Raw genomic sequence first — 17,766 nt, 5'->3', positions numbered from 1 at the left:
TTATACTACTATATAGTAGTATAGCAAATTTAAGTACTATTGACTGTGAAGTGCCAATGACCAGCTATCTTTAATTGCACTCCTCTACTTAGGGAACTCCAAAAAATAAATTATTCCCTTTAAGTCGTTGACTGTTAACTGTGAACCGTCAACAGTCAACAGTCAACAGTCAACAATGAACAATAGCAATGGAATATTTTTTTACTTGGAAGTCCCTTAAATACAGTTAAGCACCCTGAGAATAGAAGTTTACGCTTCAATCGCCAGGATGCTTAAAGATAAAAAATTGTTGTCAATTCAACAATATGGAAAGGTAGTTTGATTGATTTGTAAGCTATATTTTGTTAGCTGACAGAAACTTTTAAACTGCTGGGTTGTGCGAGATTACCTTGAAAGACTACGCCTCGTTGATTGGCTTGTAGATGACGCAGAATTTTGTAAATAGACTCAATTTCTTGAGATGCACCTGCTTTCTCGGCAATTTCATCGAGAGTTAGAGCAGATTTTGTTGATTGCAGTACTTCTAGGACACGTTTTTGCAAGTCAAGAATCGCGGCGGCAGCTTTTTTACCAGCTTCAACCCCTGGTTGATGGTAAGCGTTGATGTTGACTAAGCTTGCATACAAGCCAACAGCACGTTCATATAAAGCAATTAACGCCCCGACAGTACGCGCATTGACTTGGGGAATAGTAACTGTGATGGAATCACGCTGATTTTCATACAGCGCTTGTCTGGTTCCTAACAAAAAACCAGAAAGGTAATCGCCTGATGTTACACCAGGATCAATTTCGGGAGAGGGACTTTTACGATCTTCTAAAACTTCGATTAAGGTAGCAAAGAAATTGGGTACACCTTCGCGCAACTGTTGGACATAGGCGTGTTGATCGGTTGAGCCTTTGTTGCCATAAACAGCGATACCTTGGTAGACGGTGTTACCATCTAAGTCTTTTTCTTTACCCAAGGATTCCATAACCAACTGTTGCAAATAGCGGCTGAACAACAGCAAGCTATCTTTGTAAGGCAGCACCACCATGTCTTTTTCACCCTTACCATTACCGGCATAGTACCAAGACAAAGCCAGTAAAGCTGCTGGGTTATTTTTCAAATCAGCTACACGGGTAGCATCATCCATTTCCTTCGCACCTTCTAGCATGGCGCGAATATCAATGCCTTGCAATGCAGCTGGTACTAAACCCACAGCAGACATTTCTGAGGTGCGTCCTCCCACCCAATCATACATGGGGAATCTTGCCAGCCAGCCTTCAGATTTGGCGACTTTATCGAGGTTACTGTCAGCGCTGGTAATAGCAACTGCATATTGAGCAAAGTCTAAATTTTGCCCAGCGTAGGCTTTTTTAACTTCAATCATCCCGTTACGTGGTTCTGGTGTACCTCCAGATTTGGAAATCACCAAAACTAAAGTGCTAGCGAGGCTATTTCGTAACTGAGTCAGAATGCGATCAATACCTGCGGGATCGGTATTATCGATAAAGTGAATTTTCAGGGGTGGAAAATCAGAGGATAGGGCTTCGGCGACAAATTCGGGGCCAAGCGCAGAACCACCAATACCTATAGAGATGACATCGGTAAAACGATTAGCTCTAGGAGGATGAATAGCACCTGTTTGGATTTTCTCTGCAAAGGCTTCGATTTGTTCTAAGGTTTGGACAATTTCTTGAGTGAGTTCTGGAGTTGGTGCTAAATCGGGATTCCGCAACCAGTAATGTCCAACCATGCGATTTTCATCCGGATTAGCGATCGCACCTTTCTCCAGTTCCGCCATATCCGCAAACGCCTGATCAAACTTCGGCTGCAACGACTCCACAAAGGCATCATCAAACCGCATCCGACTAACATCAAGATACAGCCCTAATCCCTCGTGGAAATATAACCAATCCTGGTATCGTTGCCAAAGTGCTTTAGCATCCATAAGGGAAATCTCAACTTAACGTGTTTTTCACAAACCAGTTTAATGTAAGGCTATAGCGATCCCTGCTTTGCCTTATACAGTTTTAAGTGTTGACCTCAGCTCTGGGCTTAGACATCTGGCATAGGGATGACACGCAAAAATTTGACAATTTCGCCCCTCACTTCGATGCCAACTAAATATTCATCTATAGTAAAGCGGTGAAATATTGCCTCATCATCAAGCTGACGAAATTCTGGGAGCGATCGCATCTGCCAATGGTGAGCGAATTCAAAAAAGACAAAATTATACACCCGCTCATAAGCAGATGTTTCTAAACTTTTCAGGTCTAAGAGAAATGACCTGGTATAGCGTACTTCCAGAATCACTTAAGTTTCACTTCCAAAATACATTAACTGTCTGATCGCTTCTTCTTGGGTTAATATATCCCACGGTTGTTGCGATCGCTTGGCTTGTTCTATCGCTTTGAGCATATAACAATCACAATGCAAATTGTAGACAGCAGCCCAAGTACTTGGCAGATCCTCATCCGCTAACAGATCGACTAAGTGATGAATTCTCGTTCGCAGCAAGTTCATATTTCTCCTCTTAGCCCTCACCACACAATAGTATGCCCATTTGTTCAGCAATGGTTATAAACTATGGGGAATTGGGGATTGGGGGCTGGGGAACTCGGGGCCCCCTCTGGGGATAAGGGGTAATGGGGATTGGGGACTGGGGAGCAGAGGGAGCAGAGGGAGCAGAGGGGGATGAGGGGAACAAACACCAATTACCAATGACAAATGACAAATAACTAAATATCTATGTTTGAATATTTAATATTTTTAGCAATTTCTACAGCCACATTTGCATTGTTTAGTTTGGGACTGAATTTGCAGTGGGGTTTTACAGGGTTAATTAATTTTGGTCATATCGCTTTTATGACCTTGGGTGCTTATACAACAGTATTATTAAGCCTCAAAGGTGTTCCTATACTTGTTTCGGCGATTGTGGGGGCGATTGTGGCGGCGTTGTTGGGGTTGGTAATTGGGTTTGCTACTCTGCGCTTGCGCGAAGATTATTTGGGGATTGTCACCATTGGGGTGGGAGAACTAATTCGGTTGGTGGTGAATAACCAAGATTTACCAGTGGGCGATACTTGGATATCTGGGGCATTTGGTGTACAAAGTTACCCTATTCCTTTTTCGGAAACGCCGAATTTATTTTTCAGATTTGTGATGATGGGATTGCTGACGCTGCTTTTAGCGGTGACTGCGTTTTCATTGTGGCGATGGATTAATGTTACTCGTATTTCTGGTGCTACTGAGAATGTAACGCGCAAAACCAACAAACAGGAATTTATATCACGTTTAGTTGTAGGGATAATCTTGGGGCTGCTGGCAATAGCTGTTTATGTTTCTGGCATCATCAGTTTATATAACTACATCCCCAAAGCAGGTTTAATGCTGGTGGCGCTGTTAGTCTTAGCATTCGTCTTCTGGCGGTTGGAAATGTTAGTGCGATCGCCTTGGGGTAGAGTGCTAAAAGCCATCCGCGAAGATGAGGAAATTCCCAAGGCGCTGGGAAAAAATGTCTTTTGGTATAAACTACAATCACTAATGTTAGGCGGTGCGATCGCGGGGATTGCTGGTGGTTTCTTTGCTTGGCAACTCAGTGCTGTTTACCCCGATAATTTCCAACCACAGCTCACTTTTGACGCTTGGATTATGGTAATTTTAGGCGGTTCTGGGAATAATATCGGCACAATTTTAGGTACGGTGATTTACTTTGCTTACGATGCCATTACCCGCGAAGTTTTACCGAAAATTATTCCCCTAGACGAAGCCCGTCTCGGCGCATTCCGCATCATGGTGATTGGTTTAATTTTGATGGTACTAATGATTTGGCGGCCACAAGGTATCTTAGGGAAAAAGGAGGAACTTACCCTTGGTAAATAACCCATCACCCCCACTTCCCCTATTAGCGGCTACTGGGCTTTCTAAAAGCTTTGGTGGCATTAAAGCTGTGAATAATGCCAATATCGAAGTAGCAAAAGGCAGTATTACAGGCTTAATTGGCCCCAATGGTGCTGGTAAAACCACCTTTTTTAACTTACTTTCTAACTTCATTCGCCCAGATAAAGGACGAGTGATTTTTGACGGTGAACCAATTCACCACCTGCAACCATACCAAATCGCCCAGCAGGGAGTAGTCCGCACTTTTCAGGTAGCCCGGACTCTTTCGCGGTTGTCGGTGTTAGAAAATATGCTACTAGCGGCGCAAAAACAAACCGGGGAAAATTTTTGGCAAGTGCAATTGCAACCCCACATTGTCGCCAAAGAAGAAAAGCAACTGCAAGAACAAGCCATGTTTTTGTTAGAGTCAGTCGGTTTAGCCAAAAAAGCCCATGACTACGCAGGTGGTTTATCTGGGGGACAACGCAAGCTGCTAGAAATGGGGCGCGCTTTGATGACAAATCCCAAGCTAATTTTGTTAGATGAACCAGCAGCCGGCGTAAATCCCAGATTAATTGATGATATTTGCGATCGCATTCTCAACTGGAATCGCCAAGATGGCCTGACATTTCTAATTATCGAACACAACATGGACGTAATTATGTCCTTGTGCGATCGTGTTTGGGTACTTGCTGAAGGACAAAATTTAGCCGACGGTACACCCGCAGAAATTCAAACTAATCCCCAAGTTTTAGAAGCTTATTTGGGGAAATAATATATTGGGCATGGGGCATTGGGCATTGGGCATAGGTAATTGGTAATTGGTGTTCATTATTTATTCCCCTTTTCCCCCTTCCCCCTTGTACCCAATCCCCAATCCCCATTACCCCTTATCCCCAGAGGGGGCACCGAGTTCCCCAATCCCCAATCCCTCATATCCGCCAATAAACGCCTTCTTCTCGCGTCATTAGCTTATAGCCAATTAACTCTCGCCTCAAAGTAGCGTAGTCAGGATGGTAAAGCTGGAGAGTTTCATTCACTGCTCGTTCTGGATACTGAACCCCCTCTTCAAATTTACTCGCCAGCCACTTGAGAATGACTAAGCGCTTTTTGCGGCTAGCGGGAATTTCCTTGAGGCGTGGTACTTCCTCAAGATTCTTGCTGTCACTCTCCAAATAGTTCTTTAAGACTTTGCTTTCCCAAGCTGCAACATCTACATCCTCTATTAAGGATGCCATTTTCTCTGGGGTGAAAATTTCTTGGCTGAGACTTTGTAAAACTTCGCTATCCAAATGGTAAAAGCGGCTATTACCCTCTGGGCGCATAGTTACTAAATTTAATTCCTTGAGTTTTGACAGGTGATGTGACACTGTCGGTTCTTTAAGTTGCAATAGCACTGCTAGCTCTTCAACACTACACTCTTGGTTTGCTAATATACCTACAATTTTTAATCGACTTTCGTCTGCCAACACTTTGAAAAATTGCAGTAGGGTTTGAAACTGTTCTTTCCTCATAATTTGTTATAATCGAATTCGATTCCAATCTAATTAGAGAAAAATCGAATTGGCTGTGTTGTCTCCCTCTAAACAAGTAGGGGGTATTTTGTCGTGATTGTGAATTATTGTTAATTCTGCGATTTGTTCGGTCAGAAGTTGAGATTTCTTAAGTAGTTCTTCACATTTCGCCATGTTCAGATCATTCACAAATCGAAAGAGAAGGAACGGAAGTATACCCAAACAGGGTACTTCATTTGTACAGGCTGCTAGATTTTTAGGTGTAGATCAAAGTACTCTTTATATGGCTTTGCAAAAAGGGCAAATTCCCACTAGCAGAAGAAATGGACGCACTGTAATTAGTCAAGGCGCTTTGATGGACTATAAAGCTAGAACTCGTCCTATGTTATAAGCTATTCTGAGCGCAACTATTAACAATTTAAAACAGTGGCTATCATAACTACCACAAATCCATGTAACCCGAACAAGGATTTATAAGTTTGGTAGTGAGGTATTTTCTATTCCAGCAATTTTCAATTTAATCAGCCACCTATAAAGGCACAACATTGTTTGTGCCTTTATTTATAATAATTTAGGTTGCAATATCAATTATTAATTACAATTTTTCTTAATCTTCGTCATTTTCTGCAAAATTAACTTTCTCGTAAAGGTCTCGCAATTCAATTTGAAAATCCACAGTTTGCAGTGATAAAGTTGCAGATTCACCTTCAATTTCTGTAAATGACCATTGACTCGCGGCAGTTTTTACATATTGCATTACATGATACTCATATTGGTCAATTAAAATATATTCTTGGAATTCTGGAATAGAGCGATAATAAAGAAATTTATCACCTTGGTCATAGTTTTTGGTGGATTTAGAGAGAACTTCTGCAATTAATAACGGATTCATTACTGTTGTTGTATTAGTTCCTGTGTAAATCGGTTCTCCTTCGATTACCATGACATCTGGATATGTATGTTGCCGATAACGGGGTATCCACAAACGGACATCACCAATATAAACATCATAATTTTTGCCTTTTAAAGCAAACTTCAAGTAAGCATAAAAGTTGCCTGCAATTTTATTATGATTGGTAGTTCCACCCGTCATCGGTACAATTTCTCCATCCCGGTACTCGCTTTTATAGTCTGCTTTTTCTTCAAGTTCCAAATATTCTTCAGGTGTGTAATAGCGCTTTTGGGTTTCTAACTGCATAAATATAGCATCTATAATTATTTGACTATACTAAATTCTTTTGACCCAAGTGATAACTTGCAAATTTTACTTTGCTTCTATTCCTATCGTACTCAATATTTTTTTGTTGGACACTTAAAGGGTAAATAAAAACTTTTGACCCTTACCCTTCTCAACTAAATTACGAGTCCAAAATCTTTAACTTGAGACTTATTTAATTGTAATAATTTCTTTTTTTGACTGTTCTACTATCATACCAATATTCTTGCTCTGTCTCAATTAAGACTAAGGTATGAATATAAAGATTATATTACCATATAGTATAATAGTAGAAATTAACCCATAAAGTATTATTACTTTTTTATGTCAGAAGTTTTTCCTGGGGCATTAAGCCCAGTTGCTGACTATTTTAAAGTCTTGTCTGAAGTTAGTCGGCTACAAGTTTTATGTTGTTTGAAATCGGGTGCCAAAAATGTTACGGAAATTATCGCCTTAACAGGACTCGGACAGGCAAATGTGTCGAAGCACCTCAAAGTCTTGACTCAGGCGGGTATTGTTAAAAGAACACCAGAAGGTGTCAGCGTCATTTATGAAATCGCCGATCCTATATGTTTTCGATTATGTGAGTTAGTATGCGATCGCCTCGCTGAAAGATTAGAGGAGCAAACCCAACAGCTACAAAGCCTTAAGCCTCTAGCTACTGCTAGCAAAAGGTTCTAATCTTGAGTCATTGCTGGTGCGTGGGAGCAAATCCTAACGCACCAATGATGTCTGTAGACTTAGCTAAACTGTTCCTCTGCATCTAGGTTAAATAACATTTGCAGAGTCTGCATACATCGCCGTCTAGCTTCTACATCTTGTTGCGCTCGCAATTGCACCATCGGATCGTGTAAAATTTTGTTAACGATGCCTCTCGTTAAAGCTTCGATGACTTCTTGATGCTTTTCTGCGAATTCCGAACCCAAGCGCGACAAAGCTTTTTCTAATTCCTGTTCGCGGATGGTTTCCACTTTATTTCGCAGACAGCTAATGGTAGAGACAGTCTCTAAACTGCGCCACCAAATATCAAAAGCTTCTACTTCCTCATCCAGGATTTTCTCGGCTTCTTGAGCCATTTTGCGGCGGCTTTCATAGTTTTGTGCCACAACCGCCTTCAAATCATCCACGTTGAACGCCTGGACGTTTTCTAGCCCATTTACATCAGAATGGACGTTGCGGGGTACAGAAATATCAAATAGCATCAGAGACTGGTTAGGCTCTAACACCATTTCTAATTTCGCACGATCCAAAATGGGGTCTGTAGCGGAAGTGCTGGTAAATACCAAATGACTGTTGGCAATTACTGCCATCATTTCTGATAGCGGATGAATTTCGATTGGCTGATCTGGGAATTGTTTAGCCAATTCTACGGCACGTTCACGAGAGCGATTTAAAATACTAATTTGCCCAGCACCTTTAGAAACGAGGTGCTGTACCAACAAGCGAGACATTTTACCAGCACCAAGAATAGCAACTCGACAAGCTGCTAAATTCTCTACCTTCATGTGCGCCAATTCCACAGCCGCCGAACTGATAGAAACTGCGCCAGTACCAATGCTAGTTTCAGTACGAACTCGCTTACCTGCTGTTAAGGCTTGTTTAAATAATCGATTGAGAATTGTTTTTATACCGTTATATTGTTGTCCCAGTTTGTGGGTATTCTTCACCTGAGCGAGAATTTGCCCTTCTCCCAGTACGAGACTGTCTAACCCAGCAGCTACTCGCATCATATGCATAACAGCATCTTCATGCAACAACATGAATAAGTGTTGTCGCAAAGATATTACAGGTAATTTGCTGTATTCGCCCAGAAACTGAGTTACTTCCCGAATCCCATGTTCGGTTTCGCCAGTGACGATGTAAATTTCCAGACGGTTACAAGTGCTGAGAATAGCAACTTCGTCAATATGGGGAAAGCTGGTAAGTTGAGCGATCGCGCTTTCTGTTTGAGGTTCTGGAATACTCAGCTTTTCCCGGATTTCTACTGGGGCTGTTTTATGGCTTAACCCCACCACTGCTATATTCATCTGCTAATTAGTAATTGCTAAATGGTGATTGGTAAGTGGTGATTGGTCAGTTAGGAGTTCATAGAATTCATAACTCCTAACTGAAAAAGTGCTGAGGAATAATCAAGAGACTATAGTCTGGGAGTACTACTGGGTACTCAATACCTCAGCGATTCAGTCAGAGTGGCGCTTTCGCCACTCCTAACTGCGGTGACTCCGCGCTACAATTGTTTACCGCAATTGTACGGTCTTAGGATGCTCAAACATGTGGATGGTATCCACAAACCGAGCGGTGTTTGACTGATTGGAAATAACTAGGCTTTGAGTTCTGGCTCCACCTTTGAAGAAGCGTACACCTTGCATCAGATTTCCAGAGGTAATACCACTAGCAGCAAAAAGTACAGTTTCACCAGATGCGAGTTCATGAGCATCATAGACCTTATCAGGGTCGTTGATATTCATGGATTTCAAACGATCTAGGTTAGCTTCTTTGCTTTCGCCAATTAAGCCTGTTTTGACGATCGCAGGGTCATAAATCAACTGACCTTGGAAATGCCCACCTAGAGCGCGCATAGCGGCGGCAGAAATTACTCCTTCTGGTGCTGCACCAATACCCATTAGGGCGTGGATATTAGTACCAGCAAAACCACAAGAAATGGCTGCACCAACATCACCATCGGAAATTAGTTGTACTCTCGCCCCAGCATCGCGGATTTCTTTAATTAAATCGTTGTGGCGTTCGCGCTTCATTACAACTACCACAAGTTCTTCAATAGAACGATCTAGACACTCGGAGAGAATTTTGAGGTTTTCCGTTGCTGACTTGTTAATGTCCACCTTGCCTTTAGCTGCTGGTGGTGCTGCTAACTTCTTCATGTAGAAGTCAGGAGCAGCAAATAAGCCACCTTTTTCTGAAATTGCCAATACAGCCATTGAGCCAGGTTGGCCGTATGCTACCAAGTTCGTACCTTCACATGGGTCAACGGCAATGTCAATTTCAATCAATTCATCTGGATTACAGAAGTCCTTAGCATCTGGACTGGTGCAGATACCCACCTCTTCCCCAATATATAACATGGGAGCATCATCACGTTCGCCTTCGCCAATGACAATGCGACCACGCATATAAATTTTGTTCATTCTTTCCCGCATAGCTTCCACTGCAACTTGGTCAGCAGTGTTCTTTTCGCCCTTACCCATCCACTTGGCGGATGCGATCGCGGCTTGCTCTACTACCTCAATAATCTCTAATCCAAGTGTATTTTCCACAGAGTCGCCCTCTCAACTGCTTGACTTCGCGTCGTTTTTTCTAGCTATTCCAGTCTTCAAGTCTACCAAAGGGCGGATACACGTGGAAAATAGTCTTAATGAGGCTCTATGTTAAGTTTTAATGCTAACTAAATTTTGAAGTTATATTTGAAACATTATATTACCTAACAATACTTAGAGACAATTGCTAAATATTGTCAAAAGATAAAACTGTATCTGTAGAGCAATATACAAAACATCAACTCAAAGGTATTTTCTAGTAAACGCTCTGGAGATAAATCATGTTTATTGACTACATCACTTTGATGTTAATCAATATGGTAGCTGGATTATTTCTACTAGCAGATTATGTCTATCGGGGGATAGTTAGCGATCATCAGAAACATTGGATTCCTGGCTTTGGGGTAACAGGAGCGATCGCATTAACCACAGGGTTACACATGAGCTTTACTTGGCCCGTTCGCGGTAGTTTTAACATCGCTTTTGGTGAAACCACAATTTTATTAGGAATTTTATTTATTGGTGCTGCGATCGCGCTTGCTTTGGGATGGGATTTACTCACACTCGCAATTTACGCATTCTTTGCTGGGTTAGTTGCAGTTGTTATCGGTTTCCGCATTATTAATTTGGGACTGACAAAACAACCTTTAATTTCAGGAATAGGTTTTATCCTTACAGGCTTAGGCGGTGTTTTTGCTGCACCTACTCTGTATTTGAAAACTAACCGAACTTGGCGCTTAATTGGCGCAGCCGTTCTCATCGCAGCAGCCCTAATTTGGGCATTTATTGGTTATATGGCTTACTGGAATCATTTAGAAAGTTTCCAACAATGGGTTCCTGCGCCAATGCGGTAAGAGACTACTGTTAAATTACGAATTACGAATTACGAATTACGAATTGTCATGTTTTAAGCTAGAGAAAATCCCGATAAATTTACCATCCCTTAAAATATGCTGGACTTTCTCAATCCGCTTTTAAATCGACACCCAGAGCGAGTTAAAGCCAACGTCGAAATTTATACTTGGCAAACTTGTCCTTATTGCATTCGCGCTAAAATGCTGCTGTGGTGGAAAGGTGTACAATTCCAAGAATACAAAATTGATGGCAACGAAGCTGCTAGAAGTCAAATGGCAGAACGTGCTAACAGTCGGCGCACAGTACCACAGATTTTTATTAACAATCAACATATTGGTGGTTGTGATGACCTTTATGAGTTAGATACCAAAGGTCAACTTGACTCCCTCTTAGCTGAAGTTGCTTAACTTGCAATACTTGTCGGTTAAGGGGAAAAGGGGAAGGGTAAAAGGGGCAAGAAAAAACCTTTAACCCTTACCCTTTCACCTTTTCCCCAAACCAAATTCCGAGTTGAAAATCCTTAACCGAGCAGTATTGGCTTAACTTGCATTTCTCACAAGCAGCAAATAGAGCAGATTTAGGTTTGTTTAAGCGCAGCGCAACCCAACATGGATTTTAAAAGCTGAACCTATATTTCCTTGTTGGGTTTCCTTACTGGCTCCCCAACATACTAATCTGGTGAGAAGTTTGGGTCATGCTTACTATTACAGCCCTTTTGAAGTGAGTGAAGTAAATCATGAGTAATGAGTAATGAGTAGGAAATTTACTTATTACTCACTACTTATTACTCATTACTTTTTTCAATTCCATCGCATCTGCTGTAATTTATCTCCGCAACTTATGGAAAAATATTACTGATGTCATGATGGTTCTGACCCCTCATAATTAACAGTTTTATAAACTTTTTAGAAACAACACAGAAAGTTTATCTACTCTTGTCTTTACTAAAATAAAAAATTCAATAACTGGCACTACATTAAAAATTTAAATATAACAAAAAATTAAACTTTAAATTTTATTAAAAATTACATTAAATTTCATTTAAAAAAACACACTGTTGGCGCTTTTTTTAGCCATGAATTGTGGCAGATTTCAATGTGTCACAACTCCGGAAATGTTCCCAAAAAATGATTACAATAAGTATATATAGTTACTTATAAAATTGCTTGGTGGAGGACTACTATGAAAGATTTTCGCCTCCGGATTAAATCTCAATTAGGCTGGCTTTTAGCTCTAGGTGCTGCTATCGTCGCGCAACCCGTAATAGCACAGACAGCAAACTTTGGCACACTGAAGCTATCCGCAGGCTTTAATCCAGCGCAAGGAGTTGTGGAAGGATATACAGGCGGATCTTACTCACTGTCTGCCATTAGTAACCGCGATCGCGAGAAAAAAGCCTGTATCGGTTTTGCAGATCCCCAGCCAGATCACATCATTACCTTAGAGAAAGACTTTGCTCGCCTCAAATTCCTAGTTAATAGTGGTGGGTACGATACAACTATGCTCATCCAAGGCCCAGATGACTCAACAATTCGCTGTGGCGATGATACTGGTAAAAGTAAAGATGCCAGCATCGATGATCGCGACTTCAAAAGCGGAACTTATCGGATTTGGATAGGTACCTTTAACTCTGGAGACAAGCATAACTACACTCTGACAGTGCAGCAGCCGTAGAGGGATTGGGGATTGGGGATGATGAGGGAGATGAGGGAGATGAGGGAGATGAGGGAGAAATTTCTATTACCCATTACCAATTACCCATTACCAAACACCCAATTTGTTACGAGTTACACCGAGAAAGATAATATGGGAAGGTAGCTCGTTTTGCTTTCCGAGGTTACTATCTCGTGCTATCTACAATGCGTGCCGACTTTAGCATCATCTTTGAACGTGACCCAGCTGCTCGCAACTGGTTGGAAGTTTTATTCTGTTACCCCGGTTTGCAAGCTTTGCTATTTTATCGGCTGGCTCACTGGCTGCATATTATTGGTATTCCTTTTATCCCTCGGCTGATATCTCATTTAGCTCGATTTTTGACGGGAATTGAAATTCACCCAGGTGCAACCATTGGACATGGCGTGTTTATTGACCACGGTATGGGTGTAGTAATTGGCGAAACTGCGATCGTGGGAGACTATGCGCTAATTTATCAAGGTGTCACCCTTGGTGGTACTGGCAAAGAAAGCGGCAAACGCCATCCAACTTTAGGCGAAAACGTGGTAGTTGGCGCAGGTGCAAAAGTACTAGGAAATATTCAAGTTGGTAATAATGTTCGCATTGGTGCTGGTTCAGTAGTGCTACGTGATGTACCTTCTGATTGCACCGTTGTTGGTATACCTGGCCGGATTATCTATCGTTCTGGAGTTCGGGTTGCACCTCTAGAACACAACAACTTACCAGACTCCGAAGCCGAAGTAATTCGTGCTTTAGTAGACCGAATTGAAGCATTAGAAGAACAAATACAAGTTCTTCAGCGTAACCAATCTGCTGATAAAACACCTGTTTTTGCGGGTCACTTAGCTGTTGAGGAACAGGAACCCACCAAAGAAACTGTTTGGTGTAACCTCAGAGATAAAGCCATCCAGCAGTTCTTAGATGGTGCTGGTATATAGCAATTGTCATTGGTTATTGGTCATTTGTCATTTGTCATTAGTTATTTCTTCTCGTACCCCTACCTTTTAATTAGGGATTAATTTCTTCACTAGACCATTCTTGCTGCCCATGGCGATGGTACAACCAGCGATTTTGTGGCTCACCGCGTAACTTTAAATGATCTACTTGTGTAGGGTCTAGTAGGAGTAAGCAAAAATTGGGTAATGGCTGACTGGGATCTGGTGGGGGTGGAGAAAAGGTAGCTTGTTCATCTTTATTTCTTACTTTACCTGGATGAGGCCAAGCAAATTGTATCCGCGCTGCATCGCTTAATTCTCTCCAAGTAGAAATACGTGCTAATGCTAATTCTGGTTGAGAATTATCGCTTTCGACTGAGGTTAAGTTACCAGTAATCCTAAATTGCTCTCTGGAATTGGGGAAGTACCAGCAGACTTCTGCCCAAGACTGTTGCTGTATCTGTTCAGCTTTCTCACTGCGAGAATCAGTAATAAATTTTAGCTGATTAGTATCTGCTAAAAAGCCACGAAAAACTATAGTTCGATTGGCAGGTGTACCATTTGCTCGTACTGTTGCTAATTGTACGTAACGGGCATAAGCCAGACTGCGATTTTGATGGAGAGCATGAGCGATCGCACTTCGCCAAGGAGCAAGAGACATGACGCTGAAAAACGGAAACAATATTATACATTATTGCCGAATGTTGCATTTTGTACTGTTGTGAAGTAAGCGCAAGTTGTCCCTTTTGGCAATCTTTCATCCTAAATCTACTTAGTCTATAGTCTTAATCTGTCAGCACGCAACAAGACTGGATTTATGGTTCGAGAGCTTGAAAGAAAACGCCAGAGTACAAGGTTTCCCGAAACTGCCCCTGCAGCTAATCCTGTATTTTTCAGAACCTATAGCCGCCGCAGCCCGGCAGGTTTGAGAGAAACTTGGGATGAAGTATGCGATCGCACTCTTCAAGGCTTAGTGGAATTGGGGAAACTCAGCCGTGAAGAAGCCGAGATTTTAGACAAGATGCAGCGTAACATGAAAGCCCTACCCAGTGGACGCTGGTTATGGGTTGGTGGTACCGATTGGATAGCCAAGCCAAAAAACTTTTCTGGAGCTTACAATTGCACTTCTACTAACCTTCAAGACTGGAAAGCCTTTGGGTTGATGATGGATTTAGCCATGATGGGCTGTGGTACCGGAGCCATCATCGAACCAAGATATATTAATCAGTTACCGCCAATCCGCAATCGCCTTAATGTCAAAGTTCAGGGTGAAATTGGTGCTACTCCCAAAGACCAGCGTCGAGAGTATACGGAAATTTCTATACAGGGTAATCAAGTTACAATCTACGTTGGCGATAGCCGTGAAGGTTGGGTGGAATCTTATCAAACCTTATTAGAACTTTCTACAGATGAGAAATTTAGTGGAGAAGTTCAAGTATTTGTTGATATTAGTGATGTTCGCCAAGCTGGAGAAACCTTAAATGGCTTTGGTGGGGTGGCTAATCCAGTTAAATTGCCGATCCTTTACCAAAATTGTGCATCTATCCTCAATAAAGCTTTAGGAAGACAATTAAATTCTGTTGAGTGCTGTCTATTAATAGATCAGGCTGCTGTCACTATTGTTGCAGGCAACATTCGTCGCTGTCTACCTGAAGACGCTCTAGTTCATACTTCTAAAGGTCTTGTTCCCATTCGTGATGTGCAAGTCGGTGACTTAGTGCAGACTCCTCTGGGATTCCGGCGAGTTGTTGATAAATTCGACCAAGGATTTCAGGATATCTACGAAATTGAAACTAATGCTACTTATCCCAGAGCAACTTTAAACCATAAACAAGCAGTTATGGCAGATGCTCAAGGAGGAATTGCTTGGAAGTCAGTTGCTAATTTAGCTGAAGGCGATCGCCTTCAACACAATATACAGGTGCTTCCTGGAACAGTTACCCATCTTCCGGCTGATTTTACAGAATCTAGACCTGCTCAAAGCAAAACCGTTAAGCCGTTGATTATTCCTGATTTAACGCCCGAAGTAGCTTGGTTGATCGGGTTTACTCATGGTGATGGCTATGTTGCGCTCGGTCGTAATAAATATGGTAAGCCCTATGGCCGTGTTGAATGGGCAATGAACAGCTTAGATATCGAACTAACTGCAAAAATTCAAGCTAAGATTGACGCTGCTTTAGCATTATTCGGATTGACAGCTACTCATGGCGTTATCAAAGGTGAAAACACAGCTAAGTCAATCTGTTCGTCTATGCGCTTGGCTGAGTACTTCCATCGTTATATTAAACAGCCTAATGTTCCCCTAGTAATTCCTAGTTTTATTTTGCAGGGTTCAGTAGATATTAGGGCTGCATACCTAGCTGGATTAATGGATAGTGACGGTGCAGTTAACAACCGACCCCCTCATTTAGTTACTTCAGTCTATAGATCATTTATTAGACAAGTCGGCTCAGTTTTATCTAGTTTAGGTATCGCTGGTAGAATTGCCATTACTTATCCACAAAAGCAAGAATGGCAAGTTAAATATAGCCTGAAACTTCCAGCCCTCAAAGAGCGTTATAACGCCCTGATTGCTCCTCATTCCTTGAAGGGTCAACTGCGTCAAGGGTTAAAAATGTATGGTTTTACTGTACCTGGCGCAATCATGCGGGAAGCTTACACCTATAGCGAAATGCGCGAAATGGGATTTCAAGGTTCTCGCAGCGTTGATGCTAACTATGAGCGCTACATCGCTGAGGCTGATATCTCACTTGATATTCCCGTCACAGTTAAAGGTTTGGGTAGCTACGATTACGTCCAAACTTATGACATTGAAGTGGAAGAAGCCCATTGTTTTTACTGCGATGGCTATCTGACACATAACAGTGCTGGGATGCGCCAGTTTAAGTCTGACGATCAACTAGGCGCTACTGCCAAAGATAACTTATGGCAGCAAGATGCAGAAGGTAACTGGCGAATAGATCCAGAGCGTGATGCTCTCCGGATGGCCAATCATACCCGAGTTTTTCATCGCAAGCCGACATTAGAAGAATCTATTGATGCTGTTCGTAAACAATATTACAGCGGTGAAGGTGCAATTCAATGGGCTGGTGAAGCAGTAGCTAGATCTAACATTGATTTACTACCAACATCGGCATTAAAAGTTGATTTCTTAAAGGCTTACGAACAAGGAAAAGCAAAAGATTGGTTGCAAGAACACTATCCGCATTTGGATATTGAAGAAATAGAACATCGTTTAGCGAGGTTCGGATTAAATCCTTGTGGTGAAATTATCGGTAGTAACTTTCACTGTAATTTGTCCGAAATTCACCTGAATCAACTTGACCCAAAAAATTACAAAGAACAAGAGGAAGCTTTCACTGCTGGGGCGCTTTCTGTCGCTTCACTTTTAAACCATAAATTCCTCGAACCTCGCTATCAGAAAAGCCGAGAATTAGACCCAATTGTTGGGGTTTCTTTTACAGGCTTATTTGATTTCTTTGTTCATGCTTTTGGTGTTGATTGGTTGCGGTGGTGGGAAGCAGGAAGACCTGCTACGGAACAAGGATTGGCATTTAAGCGCCAAGAAGCGGAATACCTGAGTTACTGGAAGGATATTGTACATCGGGCAGTTTGGGATTATTGCGATCGCCATCATCTCAAACGTCCCAATCGCTGTACAACTGTCCAGCCTAGCGGTACTAAAGCACTATTAACAGGTGCTAGCTCCGGTTGGCATCCCCCCAAAGCACAAAGATTTATTCGCCGGATTACTTTCCGCAAAAATGACCCCGTAGCCTTAGCTTGTATTGACTACGGTTACAATGTGATTCCTTCTCAATCTGACAAAGATGAAAATGGTCATTTGCTCAATGATCCCTTTGATCCTCGTGTCAGCGAATGGTTAGTAGAAATCCCGGTAGCTGTACCTTGGGCCGATTTACCAGGAGCCGACCAAATTGATGTTTCTAAGTTCTCTGTTTTAGCTCAATTAGATTTTGTGATGCAAGTTCAGAAGCATTATGTCACTCATAATACATCTGCAACTTTAGAGCTACGTTCTGATGAAGTAGAGCCTTTGGGACAGCGGATTTACGAAGCCATTCAAAATGATGAAGGATATATTTCCGCAGCCCTTTTAGCTCGGTTTGATGATTTACAATCCTTCCCCCGCTTACCTTTTGAACCAATAGATAAAGCCACCTACGAGCAATTGAGTCAAGAAGTCAAAGCACGCCGAATTACAGATGATTTCTGTGCAGTGCTGAGTCGCTATGATTTAGGCGAATTGTCGGAAGCAGGCCCATCTGGTTGTGATTCAGATAAATGTATGTTCCCTGAACAGCAACCAACCTCATAAGGCACAATAACCAGCAAATGAGGATGAAGTGAAAATCTAGATACCCGACTTACTAAATTAAGTCGGGTATCTGCGTATTCAAGACTTTTGTATACT

The 17,766-nt window shown here is 41.9% G+C and carries 18 protein-coding genes; 10 read left to right on the top strand and 8 right to left on the bottom strand.

Translation table 11 applies throughout. From position 1 onward, the window contains the following. Nucleotides 1-344: 344 nt before the first annotated feature. From HGR01_RS35170 to HGR01_RS35160, 3 genes are all read right to left on the bottom strand, one after another. Nucleotides 345-1,931 (bottom strand): glucose-6-phosphate isomerase, encoded by a 1,587-nt coding sequence (locus tag HGR01_RS35170; RefSeq protein WP_045873392.1) that lies wholly within the window; start codon nt 1,929-1,931, stop codon nt 345-347. Nucleotides 1,932-2,038: 107 nt separating this feature from the next. After that, nucleotides 2,039-2,296, bottom strand: a complete 258-nt coding sequence (locus HGR01_RS35165; protein ID WP_045873391.1) for a hypothetical protein — start codon at nt 2,294-2,296, stop codon at nt 2,039-2,041. Continuing rightward, complete coding sequence (locus HGR01_RS35160) at nt 2,297-2,506, bottom strand: hypothetical protein (protein ID WP_045873390.1); 210 nt, start codon at nt 2,504-2,506, stop codon at nt 2,297-2,299. 225 nt (nt 2,507-2,731) lie between these two features. Between HGR01_RS35160 and HGR01_RS35155 the strand changes: the two genes are divergently transcribed. Continuing rightward, nucleotides 2,732-3,865 (top strand): branched-chain amino acid ABC transporter permease, encoded by a 1,134-nt coding sequence (locus tag HGR01_RS35155; protein WP_045873389.1) that lies wholly within the window; start codon nt 2,732-2,734, stop codon nt 3,863-3,865. After that, nucleotides 3,855-4,637 carry an ABC transporter ATP-binding protein gene (locus HGR01_RS35150; protein ID WP_045873388.1) on the top strand — a complete coding sequence of 261 codons (783 nt, stop codon included), beginning with the start codon at nt 3,855-3,857 and terminating at the stop codon, nt 4,635-4,637. The genes HGR01_RS35155 and HGR01_RS35150 overlap by 11 nt, the downstream gene beginning before the upstream one ends. A 157-nt stretch (nt 4,638-4,794) precedes the next feature. On the opposite strand, the gene HGR01_RS35145 is transcribed toward HGR01_RS35150, so the two are convergent. Beyond that, nucleotides 4,795-5,376 (bottom strand): metalloregulator ArsR/SmtB family transcription factor, encoded by a 582-nt coding sequence (locus HGR01_RS35145; RefSeq protein WP_045873387.1) that lies wholly within the window; start codon nt 5,374-5,376, stop codon nt 4,795-4,797. A gap of 172 nt (nt 5,377-5,548) precedes the next feature. Between HGR01_RS35145 and HGR01_RS35140 the strand changes: the two genes are divergently transcribed. Next, on the top strand, nt 5,549-5,767 hold the full coding sequence (locus tag HGR01_RS35140) for a helix-turn-helix domain-containing protein (RefSeq protein ID WP_045873386.1): 219 nt from the start codon (nt 5,549-5,551) through the stop codon (nt 5,765-5,767). A 216-nt stretch (nt 5,768-5,983) separates the two neighbouring features. On the opposite strand, the gene HGR01_RS35135 is transcribed toward HGR01_RS35140, so the two are convergent. Further along, a complete protein-coding gene (locus HGR01_RS35135; RefSeq protein WP_045873385.1) occupies nt 5,984-6,574 on the bottom strand; it encodes a Uma2 family endonuclease in 591 nt (196 codons plus the stop codon). A 342-nt stretch (nt 6,575-6,916) separates the two neighbouring features. On the opposite strand from HGR01_RS35135, the gene HGR01_RS35130 reads away from it, so the two are divergent. Then, complete coding sequence (locus HGR01_RS35130) at nt 6,917-7,273, top strand: ArsR/SmtB family transcription factor (RefSeq protein WP_045873384.1); 357 nt, start codon at nt 6,917-6,919, stop codon at nt 7,271-7,273. 59 nt (nt 7,274-7,332) lie between these two features. Here HGR01_RS35130 and HGR01_RS35125 read toward each other — a convergent pair whose 3' ends face one another. Both HGR01_RS35125 and glpX read right to left on the bottom strand, forming a co-directional pair. After that, entirely contained in the window at nt 7,333-8,619 is a 1,287-nt protein-coding gene (locus HGR01_RS35125; RefSeq protein WP_045873383.1) for a glutamyl-tRNA reductase, read from the bottom strand. Between the two features lie 210 nt (nt 8,620-8,829). Further along, nucleotides 8,830-9,867, bottom strand: a complete 1,038-nt coding sequence (gene glpX, locus HGR01_RS35120; protein WP_045873382.1) for a class II fructose-bisphosphatase — start codon at nt 9,865-9,867, stop codon at nt 8,830-8,832. A 281-nt stretch (nt 9,868-10,148) separates the two neighbouring features. Between glpX and HGR01_RS35115 the strand changes: the two genes are divergently transcribed. The 5 genes from HGR01_RS35115 to cysE all read left to right on the top strand — a co-directional run bounded on the left by HGR01_RS35115 (nt 10,149) and on the right by cysE (nt 13,334). Further along, nucleotides 10,149-10,721, top strand: a complete 573-nt coding sequence (locus tag HGR01_RS35115; protein ID WP_045873381.1) for a DUF981 family protein — start codon at nt 10,149-10,151, stop codon at nt 10,719-10,721. Nucleotides 10,722-10,817: 96 nt separating this feature from the next. Further along, entirely contained in the window at nt 10,818-11,129 is a 312-nt protein-coding gene (grxC, locus tag HGR01_RS35110) for a glutaredoxin 3 (RefSeq protein ID WP_045873380.1), read from the top strand. Between the two features lie 775 nt (nt 11,130-11,904). Next, nucleotides 11,905-12,396, top strand: a complete 492-nt coding sequence (locus HGR01_RS35105) for a hypothetical protein (RefSeq protein ID WP_045873379.1) — start codon at nt 11,905-11,907, stop codon at nt 12,394-12,396. A 5-nt stretch (nt 12,397-12,401) separates the two neighbouring features. Continuing rightward, nucleotides 12,402-12,527, top strand: coding sequence for a hypothetical protein (locus HGR01_RS35100; protein ID WP_255325324.1), 126 nt, complete (start codon nt 12,402-12,404; stop codon nt 12,525-12,527). A 42-nt stretch (nt 12,528-12,569) separates the two neighbouring features. Then, entirely contained in the window at nt 12,570-13,334 is a 765-nt protein-coding gene (gene cysE / locus HGR01_RS35095) for a serine O-acetyltransferase (protein ID WP_045873378.1), read from the top strand. Between the two features lie 70 nt (nt 13,335-13,404). On the opposite strand, the gene HGR01_RS35090 is transcribed toward cysE, so the two are convergent. Beyond that, nucleotides 13,405-13,992 (bottom strand): Npun_F5749 family FMN-dependent PPOX-type flavoprotein, encoded by a 588-nt coding sequence (locus HGR01_RS35090; RefSeq protein ID WP_045873377.1) that lies wholly within the window; start codon nt 13,990-13,992, stop codon nt 13,405-13,407. 156 nt (nt 13,993-14,148) lie between these two features. On the opposite strand from HGR01_RS35090, the gene nrdJ reads away from it, so the two are divergent. After that, the gene (gene nrdJ / locus HGR01_RS35085; protein ID WP_045873376.1) at nt 14,149-17,670 is read left to right on the top strand and encodes a ribonucleoside-triphosphate reductase, adenosylcobalamin-dependent; all 3,522 of its coding nucleotides are present in this window, start codon (nt 14,149-14,151) and stop codon (nt 17,668-17,670) included. Nucleotides 17,671-17,766: the final 96 nt, after the last annotated feature.

Origin of the sequence: Tolypothrix sp. PCC 7712 (assembly GCF_025860405.1) — a bacterium.
Lineage (GTDB): Bacteria > Cyanobacteriota > Cyanobacteriia > Cyanobacteriales > Nostocaceae > Aulosira > Aulosira diplosiphon.
Note: the sequence above shows the minus strand (reverse complement) of the source record. Positions and strands in the feature narration are given on the sequence as shown.